Annotated in this window: 16 protein-coding genes; 8 read left to right on the forward strand and 8 right to left on the reverse strand. The window is 59.7% G+C overall.

The genetic code is table 11. The features are described from left to right. The first annotated feature begins 264 nt into the window (after positions 1-264). Both egtD and egtB read left to right on the forward strand, forming a co-directional pair. Complete coding sequence (egtD, locus tag AC07RZ_RS00840; protein WP_494666542.1) at positions 265-1,227, forward strand: L-histidine N(alpha)-methyltransferase; 963 nt, start codon at positions 265-267, stop codon at positions 1,225-1,227. A 25-nt stretch (positions 1,228-1,252) separates the two neighbouring features. Then, positions 1,253-2,470, forward strand: coding sequence for an ergothioneine biosynthesis protein EgtB (gene egtB / locus AC07RZ_RS00845; protein WP_144735965.1), 1,218 nt, complete (start codon positions 1,253-1,255; stop codon positions 2,468-2,470). On the opposite strand, the gene AC07RZ_RS00850 is transcribed toward egtB, so the two are convergent. Then, positions 2,471-3,403 carry a LysR substrate-binding domain-containing protein gene (locus tag AC07RZ_RS00850; RefSeq protein WP_494666543.1) on the reverse strand — a complete coding sequence of 311 codons (933 nt, stop codon included), beginning with the start codon at positions 3,401-3,403 and terminating at the stop codon, positions 2,471-2,473. It abuts the gene before it with no gap. A 179-nt stretch (positions 3,404-3,582) separates the two neighbouring features. Here AC07RZ_RS00850 and AC07RZ_RS00855 point away from each other — a divergent pair, with 179 nt between their 5' ends. Further along, complete coding sequence (locus AC07RZ_RS00855) at positions 3,583-4,200, forward strand: FMN-dependent NADH-azoreductase (RefSeq protein WP_494666544.1); 618 nt, start codon at positions 3,583-3,585, stop codon at positions 4,198-4,200. A 219-nt stretch (positions 4,201-4,419) separates the two neighbouring features. Here the strand turns inward: AC07RZ_RS00855 and leuA are convergent, their stop codons facing one another. The 5 genes from leuA to AC07RZ_RS00880 form a co-directional block, all read right to left on the reverse strand. After that, positions 4,420-6,126 (reverse strand): 2-isopropylmalate synthase, encoded by a 1,707-nt coding sequence (gene leuA, locus AC07RZ_RS00860; RefSeq protein ID WP_494666545.1) that lies wholly within the window; start codon positions 6,124-6,126, stop codon positions 4,420-4,422. 556 nt (positions 6,127-6,682) lie between these two features. Continuing rightward, entirely contained in the window at positions 6,683-6,820 is a 138-nt protein-coding gene (locus tag AC07RZ_RS00865; RefSeq protein WP_092402138.1) for a DUF3096 domain-containing protein, read from the reverse strand. Positions 6,821-7,191: 371 nt separating this feature from the next. Continuing rightward, positions 7,192-7,518 carry a hypothetical protein gene (locus AC07RZ_RS00870; RefSeq protein ID WP_494666546.1) on the reverse strand — a complete coding sequence of 109 codons (327 nt, stop codon included), beginning with the start codon at positions 7,516-7,518 and terminating at the stop codon, positions 7,192-7,194. 134 nt (positions 7,519-7,652) lie between these two features. Continuing rightward, entirely contained in the window at positions 7,653-8,141 is a 489-nt protein-coding gene (locus AC07RZ_RS00875; RefSeq protein ID WP_494666547.1) for a GNAT family N-acetyltransferase, read from the reverse strand. Positions 8,142-8,164: 23 nt separating this feature from the next. Beyond that, on the reverse strand, positions 8,165-9,463 hold the full coding sequence (locus AC07RZ_RS00880) for an MFS transporter (protein WP_494666548.1): 1,299 nt from the start codon (positions 9,461-9,463) through the stop codon (positions 8,165-8,167). Between the two features lie 323 nt (positions 9,464-9,786). Here AC07RZ_RS00880 and AC07RZ_RS00885 point away from each other — a divergent pair, with 323 nt between their 5' ends. Continuing rightward, on the forward strand, positions 9,787-10,725 hold the full coding sequence (locus AC07RZ_RS00885; RefSeq protein ID WP_144735971.1) for a LysR substrate-binding domain-containing protein: 939 nt from the start codon (positions 9,787-9,789) through the stop codon (positions 10,723-10,725). 328 nt (positions 10,726-11,053) lie between these two features. On the opposite strand, the gene AC07RZ_RS00890 is transcribed toward AC07RZ_RS00885, so the two are convergent. Beyond that, positions 11,054-11,446, reverse strand: a complete 393-nt coding sequence (locus tag AC07RZ_RS00890; protein ID WP_494666549.1) for a carboxymuconolactone decarboxylase family protein — start codon at positions 11,444-11,446, stop codon at positions 11,054-11,056. Between the two features lie 17 nt (positions 11,447-11,463). Next, positions 11,464-11,859 carry a MerR family transcriptional regulator gene (locus AC07RZ_RS00895; protein WP_494666550.1) on the reverse strand — a complete coding sequence of 132 codons (396 nt, stop codon included), beginning with the start codon at positions 11,857-11,859 and terminating at the stop codon, positions 11,464-11,466. A gap of 184 nt (positions 11,860-12,043) precedes the next feature. On the opposite strand from AC07RZ_RS00895, the gene AC07RZ_RS00900 reads away from it, so the two are divergent. From AC07RZ_RS00900 to AC07RZ_RS00915, 4 genes are all read left to right on the forward strand, one after another. Next, complete coding sequence (locus AC07RZ_RS00900; protein ID WP_494666551.1) at positions 12,044-13,069, forward strand: aldo/keto reductase; 1,026 nt, start codon at positions 12,044-12,046, stop codon at positions 13,067-13,069. Positions 13,070-13,191: 122 nt separating this feature from the next. Beyond that, complete coding sequence (locus AC07RZ_RS00905; protein WP_494666552.1) at positions 13,192-13,860, forward strand: response regulator transcription factor; 669 nt, start codon at positions 13,192-13,194, stop codon at positions 13,858-13,860. Beyond that, positions 13,857-15,245, forward strand: a complete 1,389-nt coding sequence (locus tag AC07RZ_RS00910; RefSeq protein ID WP_494666553.1) for a sensor histidine kinase — start codon at positions 13,857-13,859, stop codon at positions 15,243-15,245. The genes AC07RZ_RS00905 and AC07RZ_RS00910 overlap by 4 nt, the downstream gene beginning before the upstream one ends. A gap of 546 nt (positions 15,246-15,791) precedes the next feature. Then, on the forward strand, positions 15,792-18,656 hold the full coding sequence (locus tag AC07RZ_RS00915) for a TonB-dependent receptor domain-containing protein (protein ID WP_494666554.1): 2,865 nt from the start codon (positions 15,792-15,794) through the stop codon (positions 18,654-18,656). Positions 18,657-18,676: the final 20 nt, after the last annotated feature.

Below are 18,676 nucleotides of genomic sequence, written 5' to 3' on the forward strand. Positions count from 1 at the left end.
TTTGTGCCAATATTTTCTGCATTTGTCTTGCAATCAGTTAAGAGACTGGCCGCAGCTTGCCTGCAATATGCATTCTCTTGAACGGGAACTTCAACCGTCAATCGAATATCGATATACTTTGTACAGCATGCTTAGCTTAGAAGAGCAGTTTGCTAGTGTAGTGGATGTTGCGCGATAGCGCAGGATCTCGATGCAATGGAGCGGGCTTGAATCCCGGTAGTGGAATGCGTAGTTTTCCAATGATTGCCATCTCAGGAGAATCCTTTGGCTCAATTGTCGCAAGCGATGCAAAACAGCGTGGCGCCGGACGAGATCCAACAGCAGCTGGCGGCCGGCCTGCTGGCGGCGCACGCGCACACCTCTCCCAAATATCTCTACGATGTCCTTGGTTCACGGCTGTTCGCCGCGATTTGCGAACTACCTGAGTATTATCCGACCCGCACCGAAGCGGCGATTTTCGCGCAGCATGAGCAGCAGATTGCCGCCGCGGTCGGGCCGGGTTCGGTCTTTATCGACCTCGGAGCGGGCAATTGCAGCAAGGCGGCCCGGCTGTTCCCGAGCTTGCAGCCCCGGCAGTATGTGGCGGTCGATATCTCCGTGCAGTTCGTGGCGGAAGCGGTGAATGCGCTGCAGCAGCAGTTCCCGCAGATCAGGATGACTTGCCTGGGCATGGACTTTTCTGCCGAACTTGAACTGCCGGCGACGCTGGACATGCACCATCGCCAGTTCTTTTATCCGGGATCGTCGATAGGCAATTTTGCGCCGCTGGAGGCATTGATGTTCCTGCGACGGATTCGCAAGGCCATGGCCGGCAGCCACAGCGGTTTGCTGATCGGGGTTGACCTGATCAAGGACAAAGCGATTCTGGATGCCGCTTACGACGATTCGCTGGGCGTCACTGCGGCGTTCAACCTGAATCTGCTGCATCATTTGAATCGTTTGCTGGATGCCGATTTCCGGCCGGCAGACTGGCGCCACTGCGCTTTCTACAATAGCGGCCAGTACCGCGTAGAAATGCATCTGGAAGCCAAACGCGAGCTCACCGTCCATTGGCAGGGTGGCGGCGAGCGGCGGTTTGCGCGCGGCGAGCGCATCCATACCGAAAGCAGCCATAAATATACCCGCCAGGGATTTATCGACATGCTGCAGCTGGCCGGTTTCAGCGCCGTGCAGACCTGGTCCGATCCCGACGACTGGTTCATGGTCTGCCATGCCCAGGCCGCCTGAACCAAAACCTCCAGACAGGAACGCGATGCACAAGCTGGCGAAAGCTTTTTCCACGGTACGCGACCAGACTTGCCGGCTAGTGCAGCCGTTGTCGGCAGAAGATTGCTGCGTACAATCGATGCCCGACGCCAGCCCTGCGAAATGGCACCTGGCGCATACCACCTGGTTTTTTGAAACCTTTATCCTGGAGCGGTTCGAGACTGGTTTCCAGCCGTTTCATCCCGCTTTCCGGGTGCTCTTCAATTCGTATTACGAAGGGGTGGGCGAGCAGCATCCGCGCGCGCAGCGCGGCCTGATGACTCGGCCCGCCTTGAGCGAAGTGCTGGCTTATCGGCAAAACGTCGATCAACGGCTGCTGGCGTTGCTGGGACAAACGCTGGCGCCGGAGCAGGCGCAGCAGTTGTCGGCGCTGGTCGAGCTCGGATTGCAGCACGAGCAGCAGCATCAGGAATTGTTGCTGACCGATATCAAGCATCTGCTGGCCATGAATCCTTTGCTGCCGCCTTACCTTGCCTCGAATGCGTTGGCGGACGCCGGCAACGGCGGCAACCCGGCGGCAGCCTTGTCATGGCAGCCGTTCGAGGCCGGGATTGTCGAGATCGGGCATGCCGGGCAAGGGTTTTTCTTCGATAACGAAACGCCGCGCCACCGGCAGTTTGTCGAACCGTTTTCGATGGCGTCGCGGCTGGTCAGCAATGGCGAATACCTGGCTTTCGTGGAAGACGGCGGCTACCGGAATCCCTTGCTGTGGCTGGCCGCCGGCTGGGAATGGGTGCAACAGCAAAAGCTGTCGCGGCCGCTGTACTGGCAGACCGCGCATGCGCAATTCGATTCCGCCTGGCGCGAATTCACCTTGAACGGCTTGCAGCCGCTGGCCTTGCATGAGGCAGCCACCCATCTTTCCTTTTTCGAAGCCGAGGCTTATGCACGCTGGGCCGGCGCCCGCCTGCCTACCGAGGCGGAATGGGAATGCGCGGCGGCGAGCCAGTCGGCAGATTATTTCGGCGTGGCGTGGCAATGGACCACCAGCAGTTACGCACCGTATCCCGGCTATGTCGCCTTGCCGGGCGCGGTGGGCGAATACAACGGCAAGTTCATGGTCAACCAGTATGTGCTGCGCGGCTCTTCCTGCGCCACGCCGGATGGCCACGCACGCCTGAGCTACCGCAATTTTTTCCCAGCCACAGCGCGCTGGCAATTCAGCGGGATCCGCCTGGCGCGCTCCGCCGGGCGCGCCCCTTAATCAGCGCGGGCAATTGCCGGGAGCAAGCTGCAGCTTGCTGAGATGCTCGATCAGGAAGTCGACAAATACGCGCACCGCCGGCAGCAAACCTCTCTGGGTCGGATAGACCACTTGCAGATGGCCGGCCGGCATGCTCCAGTCCGGCAGCACATGCACCAGGCTGCCCTGGTTCATCTCCTCGATGCAATATTCGGTCGGCAGCATGGTCAGGCCCAGGCTGCGCAGCGCCGCCCGTTTGCGCAAGGAAAAATCTTCGGCCGACAGGCGCGGCTCCGCCACCAGTTCGAAACGTTCCTTGTCCGGCCCGTCGAGGAACAGATGGACGCGGCGGTCGCGTTCAACCGCGCCCAGGAACGGCAGTTTGGCCAGGTCGCGCGGATGCCGCAGGGGCGCGTAGCGCGATATCAGTTCCGGCGTCGCCACCAGCACGCCGGACGCGGCGCGCAGGCGCCTGGTGGCCAGGTTCGGATCTTCGTCTTCGGGCGTTCTTACCCGCACCGCCACATCCACGCCTTCTTCCAGCAGGTTGACGCGGCGGTTGGTAAACAGCAGGTCGATATTCACCTTCGGATAACGCTCCAGGAAGGCTGGCAAAGCGGTCGCCACCTCCGACTGGGCGATCGCCACCACGCAAGTCACCCTGACCGTGCCGCTCGGTTCCGCCAGCGAACTGGTCACCGCCAGTTCCGCCGCTTCGGCCGCGGCGATCACTACCTGGCAGTGCTGGTAGTAGCGATTGCCGAGGTCGGTGAGGGAGATGCCGCGCGTATTGCGTTGTAGCAAGCGTGCTCCCAGCCGGCTTTCCAGTTCCGATATGCGCCTGGACAGGCGCGACTTGGGAATGCCCAGGCTGCGTCCGGCGGCCGTGAAACCGCCTTCCTGCACTACATTGGCGAAGAAATAGAGGTCGTTCAAGTCTTGCATGATAGTCATCCATTGTTCTGTATGTGGAACAATATATCTTGTTTTTGCTATCTAGTTCTATTTTTGAGCAGAGGGTAGGATGGTGTCAATGGTTCAGGTAACCAGGTAAATCAAACTCTGTTGGCATCGTGATGCATGGATCGCTATAGATTTTGACCCACTCTTAATTTAATCGAACGGCATATATCATGAAACTCTTACATATTGATTCCAGCATTCTCGGCGACGCTTCGGCCTCGCGCCAACTGACCCGCGAAGTAGTGGCGGCACTGCAAGCAGCGGATTCCGATCTTGAACTGACTTACCGCGACCTTAGCAAGGACGTCACTGCTCATTTGAGCGGCGCGACTTTTGCTGCAAAAGGCACGCCTGCTGAAAAACGCAATCTGTCGCAAAAGCTGGAAGTGGAGCTAAGCGAAGCGATCCTCAATGAATTCATGGTAGCCGATGTGATCGTGCTCGGCGCGCCGATGTACAACTTCAGCGTGCCGACCCAGCTCAAGGCATGGATCGACCAGATCAGCGTCGCCGGCGTCACTTTCCGTTACAGCGAAAAGGGCCCGGAAGGCCTGGCCACAGGCAAGCGCGTCGTGATCGTGTCGACTTCCGGCGGCAAGCATGCAGGCAGCCCTACTGGCGTCGCCCATGAAGACTATTTGAAATTGGTGTTTGGTTTCCTCGGGATTACCGATATCGACGTGGTTCGCGCCGACGGCCTGGCCTACAGTCCGGAAGCGAAAGAAGCCGGTTTTGCGGCAGCGCGTGCGCGCATCAGCGACCTGACCAGCGCAGTGGCAATGGCCTGATCGACAAGGCTGAAACGAAAAAAAAACCGCTACCTGGTAGCGGTTTTTTTGCGCCAGCCGTTTTTAGCCCGCGCAGAAGAAGTGATAGCGCGGCCGGACGTCATTGGTAACTGAGGTCCGGCCGCGCCGATGAAAGCATGTAGTACGGTAATACCCAGCCTGCACGATACCTGCCTGCCGCGTGATCGCCGCGGCAGGAGGATGAAAGAAAACTGCTGTTTACGCCGTGGCCGCGCTGTTGCCGATTTCCTGGTTGGCGGCCTGGCCGGCGATTTCAATCTGGCGGTTGACCGCGCTCAGGATCGCCTTGAACGAGGCGGTCAGGGTATTGGCGTCGATGCCGACGCCGAAGCCGGTTGGAGCATCGTTCAGGCGCAGCTCGATATAGCTGGCGGCCTGGGCGTCGGCGCCGGCGCTGATCGCGTGCTCATGGAAATCCATCAGCTTGATGTCCAGCCCCAGCGCATTGACGAAGGCGTCGATCGGGCCGTTGCCGTGGCCGCTGGAAGTGTGCGGCTGGCCGTCGCGCACGATGTCGATGTCGATCTTCACCGGCTGCGCCTGGCTGGAATCTTCGCTCATGCGGTGGCCGCGATACACATACGGCGTTTGCTTGTCCAGGTACTCCTGCTTGAAGATGTCATAGATGTCGCTGGCGGCAATTTCCTTGCCTGTGGCGTCGGCCGCTTTCTGGATCGCGCGGCTGAATTCGATCTGCAGGCGGCGCGGCATCGCCAGGCCGTATTCCTGTTCCAGCAGGTAAGCCATGCCGCCTTTGCCTGACTGGCTGTTGACGCGGATGACGGCGTCGTAGCTGCGGCCGAGATCGGCGGGATCGATGGGCAGGTAGGGGATTTCCCAGATAGCGTCGGCTTTTTGCGCGGCGAAGCCTTTCTTGATCGCATCCTGGTGCGAACCGGAGAAAGCGGTGAACACCAGGTCGCCGACATACGGATGGCGCGGATGGACCGGAATCTGGTTGCAGTCCTCGACGCACTGGCGCACTTCGTCGATGTCGGAAAAATCGAGGCCCGGGTTGACGCCCTGGGTGTACAAGTTCAACGCCAGCGTCACCAGGTCGACATTGCCGGTGCGTTCGCCGTTGCCGAACAGGCAGCCTTCAACCCGGTCGGCGCCGGCCATCACGGCCAGCTCGGCGGCGGCGACGCCGGTGCCGCGGTCGTTATGCGGATGGACGCTGATGATGGCCGCATCGCGCCGGGCCAGGTTGCGGTGCATCCATTCGATCTGGTCGGCGAATACGTTCGGCGTGCTGCATTCGACGGTGGTCGGCAAATTGAGGATGACTTTGCGGGTAGGGCTGGCTTGCCAGGCTTCGACCACGGCGTCGCAGACTTCTTTCGAGAAATCCAGCTCGGCCATGCTGAAAGTTTCCGGCGAATATTCATAACGCCATTGCGTTTCCGGGCGGGCGTCGGTCAGTTCCTTGATCAGGCGCGTGCCGGAGACGGCGATTTCCTTGACTTCGTCGCGGCTCTTGTCGAACACGATGCGGCGCCAGGCTGGAGCAATCGGATTGTACAAGTGGACGATGGCTTGCCTGGCGTCCTGCAGCGAATCGACGGTGCGGCGGATCAGGTCTTCGCGCGACTGGGTCAGGACGATGATGGTGACGTCGTCCGGGATATGCTTTTCTACGATCAGCTTGCGCACGAAATCGAAATCGGTTTGCGAACCGGAGGGGAAGCCGACTTCGATTTCCTTGAGGCCTATCTTCACCAGCAGCTTGAAGAAGCGCAGCTTGCGGTCGGCGTCCATCGGTTCGATCAAGGCTTGGTTGCCGTCGCGCAGGTCGGTGCTCATCCAGATCGGCGGAGCGCTGATGACCTGGTTGGGCCAGGTGCGATCGCTTAATGGAATCGGCGGGAACGGACGATATTTGACAGCAGGGTTGTGCAACATCATGGTAGGCCTCTCTTGGAGCTAGTGATTGTGCTGAAGAAAAAAGAAACGGAATGGTGCGGTGGCGGGAGGGTTGCCTGGCGGCCACTCGGAAATCAACGCGAGGCCAGGCAACCGATCGCTAGCGATAGCAGGAATAGGGCTGGCAGACGCGCTGGCGAACGCAAGGCGGCAAGCGTGTTGCTGTAGCGAAAGAAGGTAAGGCGAATTGGCTGGGATTGCATGGAATCGTGCTCTTTAAAATCGAAATCCCTTGTTGGAATCTCAGTTTTACTACCGTTGATTTCCTGGCTGGCGCTGGTGTTGCCTGTTGCTGCCAGTGGCGTCCCCGTCAGAACGGGGTCGAGATCATAGTGCGCGTAGTAGCAATAGCGCTAGTAGCGGCACTAGCAGCATTGCTGGCAGGGCGCCGGCAACGTGCAGTAGAGAGCGGGATTGGATGCGTGTGGAAAACATGCAGTTAATGTATGAGATAAAGCCTGGCCTTGTCAAGCGCCGCTTGCCGCCTGGCCGAAAATACAGCGGAATCGGTGCAGATATGCGGCCAGGGCACGGTTTTTCAGCGGCCGAACAAGCCGATCAGGCCGATCACGATCAGGTACAGGGCGATGATGTAGTTCAGCAGGCGCGGGATCGCCAGTATCAATACCCCGGCGATCAGCGAAACGATGGGGGTCAGGTGCAGGGCGGTAATCATATGCGCTCCGTTTCGAGTGAGGAATGGCGTTATTGCTGACTCGATGATACGGCGCCGGCGGCTTTACCCGTGTAGGACAACGCCGTCCGATAGCGTAGGAGTTGCACTGATTCTGGATGAAAAAAACGGCTTGGCTATCCACTGCCGCAGGAGGAGATTCTGCAGCAGTATTGGCTAATGCCGATAAGGACACACACTCCGTCAGGTGCACGAGCTGGAACTTGGCGGCCTTCGTCAGCAACGGGCAGGTCGTTGGCGATGGCCATTCCAGATCGGGCAAGAGACGGATTTACTCCCTTCCCGGGGAATGCCTTGGCGGTTTCACATGTTTGCTGAAACCTGCATTGAATCATACTGAATCAATAATGATGCTAGAGCGCGCGGGTGCCCGAAATCAGGCGCGTGATAAACGTCGAGCGCTCATTCTTTTGCTTGGGCAAGGCGCGTTCGATTACCGAAGTCCATTGCTCCGACAGCTGCTGGCAAGTGGCGCGCAGCACCGGCGCCAGTTCAGGCCAGTCGGACAGGGTGCGCAAATGCCGTTCAATTGTCCGGGCCGACTGCACGCAAGCGTCGTTGGCCAGGGTGTGCATGTTGTACTGGGAGATCAGGTGCAGCACCGCCGAAATCAGGAGCTCCGGCGGCGTGCGATAGTCCTCGGCCGCGGCCGGATCTGCTGCATTGCGTGAACTGTTCATCGGATGCTCCTTGATCGGCTGGTTTTAAATAGTAATGATTCTCATTTAAATTATTATCCAAGCCAGCCGTGAATGCAAGCGTTTTGCCGTTTTTTTATCTTGGGCGCGAGCCAGGCCCGGCAGGCAGGCAGGCTTCAGCCTGCCGCTGAAACCGGCTCCTGGCGAGGCGGACAGACCATCAGGTGTTCAGCGTCTTCCTGGCTGGTTTCCCTGAAGCCGAGCGCTTCGTATAGCCGCCTTGCCGGATTGCCGGTCAATACCTTCAGCGCGGTAGGCAGCCGGTCGCGGCTGGCCTGATCCAGTACGTTTTCAATGATGGCGCGGCCCAGGCCCTGTCCCTGGAATTGCGGCGCGATCTGGATCTGCGCGATATACCATTGGCCGGGTTCGCGATACGCTTTCAGCAGGCCGACATCCTGGCCGTTGGCGGAAACGATCCGGGCGTGTTCGAACCGGACCAGCACGCGGGCCAGCTGCGAGGCGTCATCGCGCGCGGCATTGACGCGTGCCAGGTGCTCGCTCATGGTCGCATGGCGCAGGGCAATCAGGAACGGCAGGTCCGCCGCGGTAGCGTTTCTGAATTCCAGGGCTTGCATGCCTTCCTTCCTTTCAATAGCCCACATGAACCGCTGCAGGCAGTTGCGGCTTATTTATTCACCAAGTGTTTCGGCACCGAAAGCGTCAGCAAGGCGCCCAGCACCAATGATGCCGCCAGCACGAACATGCCGCTGTTGGTGCTCTGGCTCTGGTCCTTCAGCCAGCCGACCAGGTAGGGACTGACGAAGCCGGCCAGGTTGCCCAGCGAATTGATCAGCGCAATCCCGGCCGCCGCCGCCGCGCCGCCGAGGAACGCAGTCGGCAAGCTCCAGAACAGCGGCAGTACTGTAATGATGCCGATGGTCGCCAGGGTCAGCGCCGACATCGCCAGCACGGTATTGTGGTCGTACACAGTGCTTAGGATCAGCCCGATGCTGCCGAGCAGCGCCGGGATCGCCACGTGCCAGCGCCGTTCGCGCCGGCTGTCGGCGCTGTGGCCGATCAGGATCATGGCGATGGCGGCGCTGGCGTAAGGAATCGCGGTCAGCAGGCCGATATTGAAGGTGTCTGTCACGCCGGTAGCCTTGATGATGGTCGGCAGCCAGAAGCTGACGCCGTACAGGCCCATGACAAAACAGAAGTAGATCAGCGCCATCAGCCATACGCGCGGATTGGCGAACATCTGTCCCAGCGAGGCTTCCTGCTTCTGGCTGCTTTCGGCTTGTATCTGCGCTTCCAGCAATTGCTTTTCCGCTTCGCTCAGCCAGTGGGCGCCGCGGATCCGGTCTTTCAGGTAAAAGATCACGAACACGCCCAGCAGCAAAGAAGGAATCGCCTCCAGGATAAACATCCATTGCCAGCCCGCCAGGCCGTGCACGCCAGGCATGGCTTTCATGATCCAGCCCGACAGCGGGCCGCCGATGACGCCCGAAATCGGCACGCCGGTCATGAACAGCGCCGTCATCTTGCCGCGCCGGTGTGCCGGGTACCAATAGGTCAGGTACAGGATGACGCCGGGGAAAAAGCCGGCTTCGGCTACGCCCAGCAAGAACCGCATTACATAAAACGTAGTGGGGCTGTCGACAAAAATCATGGCCCCGGAAATGATGCCCCAGGTGATCATGATGCGCGCGATCCAGAGCCGGGCGCCGACCCGGTGCAAAATCATGTTGCTCGGTATTTCAAAGATGAAGTAGCCGATGAAGAAAATCCCCGCGCCCAGGCCGTAGACGGTTTCGCTGAACTTCAGGTCGTTGAGCATCTGCAGCTTGGCGAAGCCGACATTCACGCGGTCCAGGTAGGAGGCGACATAACAGAGGAACAGCATGGGCAGCAGGCGCCAGGTGACCTTGGCGTAGGTTGCGGTTTCGAATGCACTGCTGGCAGGCGCGTTTGAATTATCTGGCATGTCTCTCTACCTTGGTTTAGTTATAAGAAACGGCGGGGGGAAACTCAGCTCGGCCGGGATGCCGGATTGCAATGCATTGTAGCCGCACCATGGTGGAATGGCTACGGCGCACTTGCGTCCGCCAAGGCATGGGGGAGTGCGGCAGCTCGCGGTGAAATGGGCCGTTGACTGTCCGATGGCGTGGCGGCCGGGATCAAAAAGCGCTCCCGTTGCAATGATCTCAACTATACTCGGCAGCATGCGGCAAAAGCCCCGATTTGCACTTCTGCCGTGCTCGCAAGAGGGGAATGCAGATCCACCCACAGCACTGAGGTTTCTATTTCATGGAGTTGCGTCAACTGCGCTATTTTGTCGCCATCGTCGACCACGGTTCGCTGTCGCGCGCGGCGCGGGTCTTGCATATCGCCCAGCCGGCCCTGACGCAGCAGGTCAAGCAGCTGGAGGATGAACTGGCGGCGCAGCTGCTGCACCGCTCGGCGCAAGGGGTGATCGCCACCGACGCCGGCAAGATTTTCTATGAACATGCGCAGGCGATCCTGAAGCAGGTGATCGACGCCCGGTCAGCCGTCTCCCAGTCCACCGACAAGCCGGCCGGCACGGTCGCCCTCGGCATCCCGCAAAGCGCTTCCGGCATCCTTGCCTTGCCTTTGCTGACTGCGATGCGCGCCCGCTATCCGGATATTTCCCTGCAATTGACGGAGGAGCTGACCGGTAACCTGATCGAACAATTGAAGACCGGCCGCATCAACCTGGCGATACTGTTCGACGATGGCCAGCTGGCTTCGTTTGCCACCACGCCGCTGGTGGAGGAGGAGATGATGTTTATCACGCGCAGCGGTTCCCGGCATGCGGGCGCGCGCCGCTCGATAACCTTCGCCCGCGCCGTCAAGGCCCGGCTGATATTGCCCGGCATGCAGCACGGGGTGCGCCCGCGCATCGAGAGCGTGGCGCGCGCCGCCGGCCTGACGCTCGACAACGTGATTGAAATCAGTTCGGTGACGATCATGAAATCGGCCATCCTGGCCGACATCGGCGCCACCATCCTGCCGGTAGCGCCGCTGCTGCCGGAAATCAAGCGCGGCGAGATGAATGCTTATTCCATCAGCGGCGAAAAGCTGTCGCGCACGCTGACGCTTTGCGCGTCGAAGAATATTCCGCTGACCACGGCGGCAGCGGCGGTAGAGCGGCTGGTGCTGGAGGTGACCGACGAATTGTGCCGCAGCGGGCAATGGCTGCATGCGAAGATCCTGGCGCGGCCATGAGTCCGGCATGCGAGCCATCGTTTTTTCTTATATCCATATCCAGAATCAGTATTTCCTGCCGGCGGCGCCAGTCACTTAGACTTCAGTCACAGCAGAGTTCAATGCGTGCTGCGAGGGCCGCCACCATGGCCGTCTGGCCTGACAGTCGGACACCTTATCGGGTGTTCACATGGCAGGTTGTTTCCGGGTCATCATCCTGGGAATCGCATGGAAAATCGCACATGCAGTGTCGTCTGCTGTTATCCGGAATCTGTGCTGCAGCTCCGTCCTGATCAAACGGAGCGAGCCGGAACCACGCACGGTCCCGGCTGTTTTTTTAAGGCGCGTTTTACTGGGGGCAGGCCAGCCTGTCGTGTTCAGCGAACACTTCCTTTGCGGCAAACATGCCGTTCAATGCCGCGGGAAAACCGGCATACAGCGCCATCTGCATGATGGCTTCCGTAATTTCCTGGCGCGACAAGCCGACGTTCAGGGCGGCCGCCAGGTGCACTTTCAATTGCGGCTGCGCGGTGCCCATCGCGGTAAGCGCCGCTACCGTCGCCAGTTCGCGCTGCTGCAGGCTGAGGCCGGGACGGGAATAAATTTCGCCGAAGCCGAATTCGATCACATAGCGCCCGAGGTCGGGAGAGATGTCGGCCAGGCTGTCGATCACCTTTTCGCCGGCGATGTCGTCGACTTCCTTCAAACGTTGCAAACCTCTTTCGTAAGTGCTTTGTTCCATGTGCTTCTCCAAGTGAATCATGCGTGGTCGAGGGCTTTCAGCTGCCGTTCCATGCCGGCATACAGGGCGACTTTGTCGCGCAGCATCTCCAGCGTTTCCTGCAGCTCCAGCAGTTCGGCTTCCAGCGCAGCCGCATGCTGTTGCAGCAACGTCTTGCGCTCTGACACACTGCCAAGCTGATCCCCCAGCCTGCGCAGTTCGGCGTAGCGCAGCATCTGCTGTATCGACATTCCTGTAGCGCGCAGCCTGAGCAGGAACTCAATCCAGCGCAGGTCTTCCTGGCGGTACAGGCGATGCCGGTTGCTTTGCCTCGGGACAGGGTCGATCAAGCCTATCTTTTCGTAGTAGCGCAAAGTGTGGACGCTGAGTCCGGTGGCTGCCGCAGCTTGCTGGATCGTGATGGAAGTGGCCATGGAATAAAGTTTAGAAGTTAGAGTGCACTCTAGGTCAAGCGTTTATTATCGCAGCACCGCGATTTATCCGGCCGACGGCGCGCCAAAAATCCGGATAGCCGTTACGGGATATGATTACCGGACGATTTCTCCCTGCTTTTGCGGATTTTTTTTTCATCCCATTTCTTTAAACGAAAGGCTCATCATGGACTACCGACGTTTAGGAGCATCCGGATTCACGGTGCCGGTACTGAGTTTCGGCACAGGCACGTTTGGCGGCAAAGGCGATTTTTTTGGCGCGTGGGGCAATACCGATGTCGCCGAGGCAAGGCGGCTGGTGGACATCTGCCTGGATGCCGGGCTGACCATGTTCGACAGCGCGGACATCTATTCCGACGGCGTCGCCGAGGCGGTGCTAGGCGAAGCGATCAAAGGCCGGCGCGACCGCGTGCTGCTGTCGACCAAGGCGACTTTCCGCACCGGCGAGGGACCGAATGCGGTCGGCTCTTCCCGCTATCACCTGATCCAGGCTTGCGACGCCGCGCTCAAGCGCCTCGGCACCGACTACATAGACCTGTTCCAGCTGCACGGATTCGATGCCCTGACCCCGGTCGAAGAAGTGTTGTCGACGCTGGATGACCTGGTGCGCGCCGGCAAGATCCGCTATGTCGGCGTATCGAATTTCTCCGGCTGGCACCTGATGAAGTCGCTGGCCGTCGCTGAGCGCTACGGCTATCCGAAATATATCGCCAACCAGACTTATTATTCACTGATCGGCCGCGACTATGAATCGGAACTGATGCCGCTGGGCCTCGACCAGGGAGTCGGCGCCGTGGTCTGGAGTCCCCTCGGCTGGGGCCGCCTGACCGGCAAGATCCAGCGCGGCCAGCCGCTGCCGGAACACAGCCGCCTGCACAAGACCGCGGACATGGGGCCGCCGGTGGCGGATGAACTGCTGTACCGGGTGGTAGATGCATTAAAGGAAATCTCTGCCGAAACCGGCAAAAGCATCCCGCAGATCGCCCTGAACTGGCTGCTGCAACGGCCTACCGTCGCCACGGTGGTGATCGGCGCCCGCAATGAAGAACAGCTGCTGCAGAACCTTGGCGCCATCGGCTGGAACCTGGACGCCGGGCAGGTCGCCAGGCTGGATGCCGCCAGCGCGGTGACTGTCGCCTATCCATACTGGCACCAGCGCGGCTTCACGGAGCGCAATCCATTGCCGGTCTGACGGCCAGGGCCCGGTTCTTGATCCGCCATCGGAATTGCCAAAAATAAAATGTTCAAAATAGCTGCATCATCATTAAAATCAGCGACTTATTTGTGAGTAACCGTTGCAGCTAAGGAAATCAAGTGCATATTCTTTTGGTGGAAGACGATTCGGTGCTGGCGGACGGCATCTTGCGCATTTTCAAAGGCCACGGCATGGTGGTCGACGTGGTGAAGAACGGCAACGACGCCGATGCGCTGCTGCAGCGCACGGAAATCTCGGCGGTGGTGCTGGATATCGGCTTGCCTGGCATCGACGGCTTTGAAGTGATCCGCCGCCTGCGCGCGCGCGGCAGCCAGGTCCCGGTGCTGTTGCTGACCGCGCGCGACTCGGTGCAGGACCGGGTCTACGGCCTGGAGCTGGGCGCCGACGATTACCTGGTCAAGCCGTTCGCGACGCAGGAGCTGGTGGCCAGGGTGCGCGCGCTGCTGCGCCGTAGCGCGCCGCAGCCGCTGGAAATGCATCTGGGCGGGCTATCGCTGAACACCTCGGCGCGGCGCGCAAAAATCAACGGCAAGGCGATCGACCTGTCGGTGCGCGAGTGGGCGGTGCTTGAATACCTGCTGCAGCAAGCGTCGCGCGTCGTATCCAGGCAGCAGATCATCGACGCCATCCTGCCATGGGGCGCGGAGCTGACCCTGAATGCGGTCGAGGTGTACATATCCAGGATCCGCTTGAAAATCGCCGATGCCGGGATCGAGATCCGCACCATACGCGGGTTTGGCTACATGCTGGAAAAAACCGAACCATGAGCAAGCCCAGCATCCGCATCGGGCTGCTGAAGTGGCTGCTGGCGCCGCTGCTGGTGGTCAACCTGGCCGGCGCCGGGCTGGCGTACTGGCTGGCCTGGATCCCGGCCCAGACCGCTTTCGACCAGAGCCTGGCGGACGCCGGCTGGGCCCTGATCCCACGCTTGCACGAAGCGGGCGCCGGGGTCGAGATCGATCTGTCGAAGCAGGCCGAGCAGGTATTGCGGGTTGATCATTTCGACGCCATTTTCCTGGTCGTACGCGATAGCCAGGGCAAGCTGCTTGCCGGCGACGCCGATTTTCCGGCGCTGCCGTCAAGCGAACGGCTGGATGATCCGACGCCCTACGACGGCATCATGCGTGACGAACCGGTGCGCATCGTGGCCTTGAAAACCATGGTCGGCCAGCAGCCGGTATATATCGGCGTGGCTGAAACCTTGCGCAAGCGCATCGATATCCGCGCCAGGATTTTCATGGCGCTGGTGTGGCTAGAGGCGGGATTGGCGCTGGCGCTGGTTGTCGCCATCTGGCTGGCAGTCGGCAAGGGGCTGCAGCCGCTGAAGAAAATGAAGGCAGACCTGAACGCGCGCAGCGACGATGACCTGTCGGCGCTGGATGAGCAGCATGTGCCGCTCGAACTCAGCCCGGTAGTGCAAGCCATCAACCGCCTGTTGGACAAAGTGCAGCAGGACGCCAAGGCGCAGCAGAATTTTCTCGCCAACGTGGCCCACCAGCTGCGCACGCCGCTGGCCGGATTCCGGACGCAGCTGGAATGGCTGCTGCAGAAGCATGCCGGCGAACCGGAAAGCGCGCACTCGATCGCGCTGATGACATCGTCGACCGAACGCATGATCCGCCAGACCAACCAGCTGCTGACGCTGGCGCGCGCGGAACCGGCCAAGTTCGAGAAGGAGCGCTTGCGGGTGGTCGAGCTCAACCGGCTGGTGGAGGAATCGATCCAGCATTTTGTCGAACAGGCGGACCGGAAGAACATTGACATTGGCTTCAATTTGCAGCCGACACGGGTGATGGGCGATCATTTCCTGCTGCGCGACCTGATCGACAACCTGGTCGACAATGCCATCCGCTATTCCCCCTCGAACAGCAAGGTGACGGTGAGCACGCTGCATGGCAAGGACGGCGGCATTTTTTCAGTGGAAGATTCCGGTCCGGGGATTACGCCGTCCGAGCAGGAACTGATCTTCAACCGTTTCCGCCGCCTCGACGACAGCGTTGCCGGCAATGGCCTGGGGTTGGCGATCGTGCGCGATATCGCCAAAGATCACGGCGCCAGGATCAGCGTCGAATCCGGCGTCTCTGCCGGCACGATTTTTTCGGTGCATTTCCCATTCCCGATTTTGGGCATGCCGTCGAAATTACCCGCATAAATACGTGCACGGCTCACGCAAGTAGTCGCTTGTAACCGTCTATTGCCAGCGTACAAACAACTGTTGTCGAAGTGCCAGCGGCGAGGTCCCGGGAGTCAGTCGAGGGCCGACACTATGCACTAAATCATTTCCCCGGAACACAATTTTTACGCTTGTTACTCTTTCTGAGCGCGAAATGTTGTATCCCATTTACACCTGCATTCTTCCATCCCCATTAATAATTTCTTTGCGGTAATTTATGTCCCGGGCGATCGCTCCTCCGCGCCCTGGCGCGCCATTGCTGGCTCTCCAGACGGAGAGGCATGGCTCAGTGTCGATATGTTTTGTGGCATGTTTGTTGCTTAGTGTGTCTGTGGAAATGTTTTTGAGTGGCAATTACAAATCGCGATTTGAAAACGGATCCACAAGAAAGAGCCTCACCGCTGAGGAACCTGTTTCAGTTGCGCATGGGTTTCGAAGCATCGCTCAGAAGGCGATTAACAAATCTGTTTGATTTTTTACAAAACTGTAAATTTCTACTCTGAAACTTACCTATAGGGAGTTGTGATGATAAAAGAAAGAAGATTGCCGCATTTGCTACGATTGATGTTTTCCGGCAGCGTAGTGGTGGGAGTGGGGCTGCTGGCTCACTCGGTGCAGGCACAGGAGACAAAGACCGACGATGCGCCGCAGCAAATGCAGCGCGTTGAAATTACCGGGTCTTCCATCAAACGCATCACGAAAGAAGGCGCTCTGCCGGTGCAGACGCTGACCCAGGAAGATATCGCCAAGAGCGGCGCCAACAGCGTCGCCGACCTGATCCAGGCCCTGCCGGCGATGCAGGGGTTCATCCCGCAATCGAGTTCGGTCAACGGCAACGGCGGCGGTGTCGAGACAGCCTCCATCCATGGCATCGGTTCGGGTTACACCCTGGTGCTGCTGAACGGACGGCGCATCGCCAAATCGGCGATTTCCCACAACGACTATGCGGTCAACCTCGGCAGCATTCCGCTGGCGGCGGTCGAGCGGGTTGAAATCCTGACCGACGGCGCTTCCGCGCTGTACGGCTCCGACGCGATTGCCGGCGTGGTCAACTTCATCCTCAAGAAAAATTCCACCGAAGCCACCATCACCGCAACCTATAACGCGCCCACCAAGGCCGGCGGCAAGAGTTTCAATGTAGGCCTCTCCAAAGGATTCGGCGACCTTGACAAGGATGGCTACAACATATTGCTGGCATACAGCCACGACGAGCAAAAGAACCTGGTTGCCGGACAGCGCGGGTTCGCCAGCAGCGGCGTGGTGCCTTTCAGCGTCGGCGGCCAGAATTATTCGCTCTACCAGCTGAGCAGCTATACCGCACCCGGCGGCGTTTCATTGCGCCATGCCGACGGTTCCGATCCAACCCAGTTTTCGCCCAACTTCCTGAAAAACGGCAGCTGCGGCCCGAATACTTTCCAGGCCGGGAACTACTGTAAATTCAACTACGCGGCAACGGTCGAACTGATACCGGAATCGCAGCGCGACAGTTTTGTCTTGTCGGGCAACCTGAAGCTCAACAGCGACACCACCCTGTTTGCCGAGGCGGTTGCTTCGCGTTATTCCATCACGCCGCAATATGCGCCGTCGGCCCAGCCTTTGGCGCTGTCGCTGAGCAGCCCCCTGTATGCCAAATACGTGACGCCTTACCTGGCCCAGCTGGGAGAAAACCCTGCCAACATCTCGGGCGCGGTGATGAACCTGCGCCTGGTCGATGCCGGCGGCCGCACCGATGAATACCGCACCGACGCCTTGCACCTGGCATTCGGCGTCGACGGCAACTTCAAAGGCTGGGATTACAACGCCTCCTACACCCATTCGCAAAACAAGTTCTACGACAAGGCGATAAACGGCTATCTCAGCAACAACGCGTTCCAAAGCATCGTCGCTGCCGGCAATTTCGATCCGTTCGCACCATCGGGTTCCGGGGTGGCGGCGCTGGCGCCAGCAGTATTGCACCAGACGCTGGACGAAGCGACCTCCAAGCTGGATGTGATCAACCTGCACGGTTCGCATGACCTGTTCAAGGCGCCGGGCGGCATGGCGCAGATCGGCCTCGGCGTGGAAGCGACCAAGGAACAGCATACCGACAGCCCTAGCGCGATTTTGCAAAGCACCAACGCTCTGCAGCCGAACTATACCGATTCCATCATCGGCGGCAACGCCGGCGCCTTGCCGTTTTCGGCAAGCCGGATGAACTACGGCACGTTTGCCGAAATGCTGGTGCCGGTCATGAAGAACCTGGACGTCACGGCGGCGCTGCGTTACGACAGCTACGATGCGGCGAAAAACGATGCGAACTTCGACAACGCCGGCAACCCGCTCGGTTCAGCGACCCAGGGCAACTCCGCCAGCAAATCGACGTACAAGATTTCTGCGCGCTGGCAGCCGGTCGAGTCGCTGCTGCTGCGCGGTTCCTACGGCACCGGCTTCAAGGCGCCGACCCTGTCGCAGATCACTTCGCCGATCCAGTTCAGCGGCAATACCGCGCAGCAGCACCCGTGCCCGGTTTCTGCGCCGGATCCAAGGGCTGCCGGCTGCCAGGGCGTGACCCAGTATGACGTGCTGCAAGGCGGCAACCAGCTCAGCGGTTCCAGCGGCCTGAAGCCGGAAACCTCGAAACAGAGCACCGTCGGCTTCCGTCTTGAACCGATACGTAATGTATCGATCGGTTTCGACCTGTGGACCGTCAGCATCAAGAACCAGATCAGCATCCTGCAGGAAAATATTGCATTCGCCAATCCGGCGGCTTATTCCAACCTGTTCACGCTGTTCAACGATCCGATCCAGGGATCGCAGACGATCGCTTTCATGCAGACCCCGGTCAACCTGGCCAGCGCCAAGTACCAGGGGATCGACTGGGACCACAGTTTCAAGACCAAGACCCCGATCGGCGACATGAGCCTGCAATGGACCGGCACCTACATGCTGAAAGCCGAGCAGGATTTCCCGGGGACCGGCACCCAGAGCAGCCTGGGCAAATACGGCGCCGACCAGAACGTGGTGTTCCGCGTGATTTCGCGCCTGGCAGGATCCTGGAAGCAGTCGGATACGTTTACCCATACCCTGACCGCCAACTACCGCTCCGGCTATCACGACCAGACCTACACGGCTGACGACGCCACGGTCCGCATCGTCAATCCTGACGGCTCGTACGGCGCCTTCGTCGCCATGCCTAACCATAACGTGGCTTCCTACACCACGTTCGACTGGCAGACCAAGATGACGGTCAAGAAAGGCCTGGAGTTCACGGGCGGCATCAAGAACCTGTTTGCCCGTACTCCGCCGCTTTCGCTGGTGACGGCGGGCGGCGGCAACCAGGTTGGTTACGATGCCCGCTATACCGATCCGCTGGGACGCCAGTTCTATATAACGGGCACCTACAAGTTCTAAGCGTTTTTGGTTTGAAAGCT

This window comes from Collimonas sp. GW821-FHT07E08, from assembly GCF_059418905.1.

What these genes read in the sequence shown, in the direction of transcription:
- egtB (WP_144735965.1), top strand. Translation starts at nt 1,253, where the DNA reads ATGCACAAGCTGGCGAAAGCTTTTTCCACGGTACGCGACCAGACTTGC.
- AC07RZ_RS00850 (WP_494666543.1), bottom strand. Translation starts at nt 3,403, where the DNA reads ATGACTATCATGCAAGACTTGAACGACCTCTATTTCTTCGCCAATGTA.
- AC07RZ_RS00855 (WP_494666544.1), top strand. Translation starts at nt 3,583, where the DNA reads ATGAAACTCTTACATATTGATTCCAGCATTCTCGGCGACGCTTCGGCC.
- leuA (WP_494666545.1), bottom strand. Translation starts at nt 6,126, where the DNA reads ATGATGTTGCACAACCCTGCTGTCAAATATCGTCCGTTCCCGCCGATT.
- AC07RZ_RS00865 (WP_092402138.1), bottom strand. Translation starts at nt 6,820, where the DNA reads ATGATTACCGCCCTGCACCTGACCCCCATCGTTTCGCTGATCGCCGGG.
- AC07RZ_RS00870 (WP_494666546.1), bottom strand. Translation starts at nt 7,518, where the DNA reads ATGAACAGTTCACGCAATGCAGCAGATCCGGCCGCGGCCGAGGACTAT.
- AC07RZ_RS00875 (WP_494666547.1), bottom strand. Translation starts at nt 8,141, where the DNA reads ATGTGGGCTATTGAAAGGAAGGAAGGCATGCAAGCCCTGGAATTCAGA.
- AC07RZ_RS00880 (WP_494666548.1), bottom strand. Translation starts at nt 9,463, where the DNA reads ATGCCAGATAATTCAAACGCGCCTGCCAGCAGTGCATTCGAAACCGCA.
- AC07RZ_RS00885 (WP_144735971.1), top strand. Translation starts at nt 9,787, where the DNA reads ATGGAGTTGCGTCAACTGCGCTATTTTGTCGCCATCGTCGACCACGGT.
- AC07RZ_RS00890 (WP_494666549.1), bottom strand. Translation starts at nt 11,446, where the DNA reads ATGGAACAAAGCACTTACGAAAGAGGTTTGCAACGTTTGAAGGAAGTC.
- AC07RZ_RS00895 (WP_494666550.1), bottom strand. Translation starts at nt 11,859, where the DNA reads ATGGCCACTTCCATCACGATCCAGCAAGCTGCGGCAGCCACCGGACTC.
- AC07RZ_RS00900 (WP_494666551.1), top strand. Translation starts at nt 12,044, where the DNA reads ATGGACTACCGACGTTTAGGAGCATCCGGATTCACGGTGCCGGTACTG.
- AC07RZ_RS00910 (WP_494666553.1), top strand. Translation starts at nt 13,857, where the DNA reads ATGAGCAAGCCCAGCATCCGCATCGGGCTGCTGAAGTGGCTGCTGGCG.
- AC07RZ_RS00915 (WP_494666554.1), top strand. Translation starts at nt 15,792, where the DNA reads ATGATAAAAGAAAGAAGATTGCCGCATTTGCTACGATTGATGTTTTCC.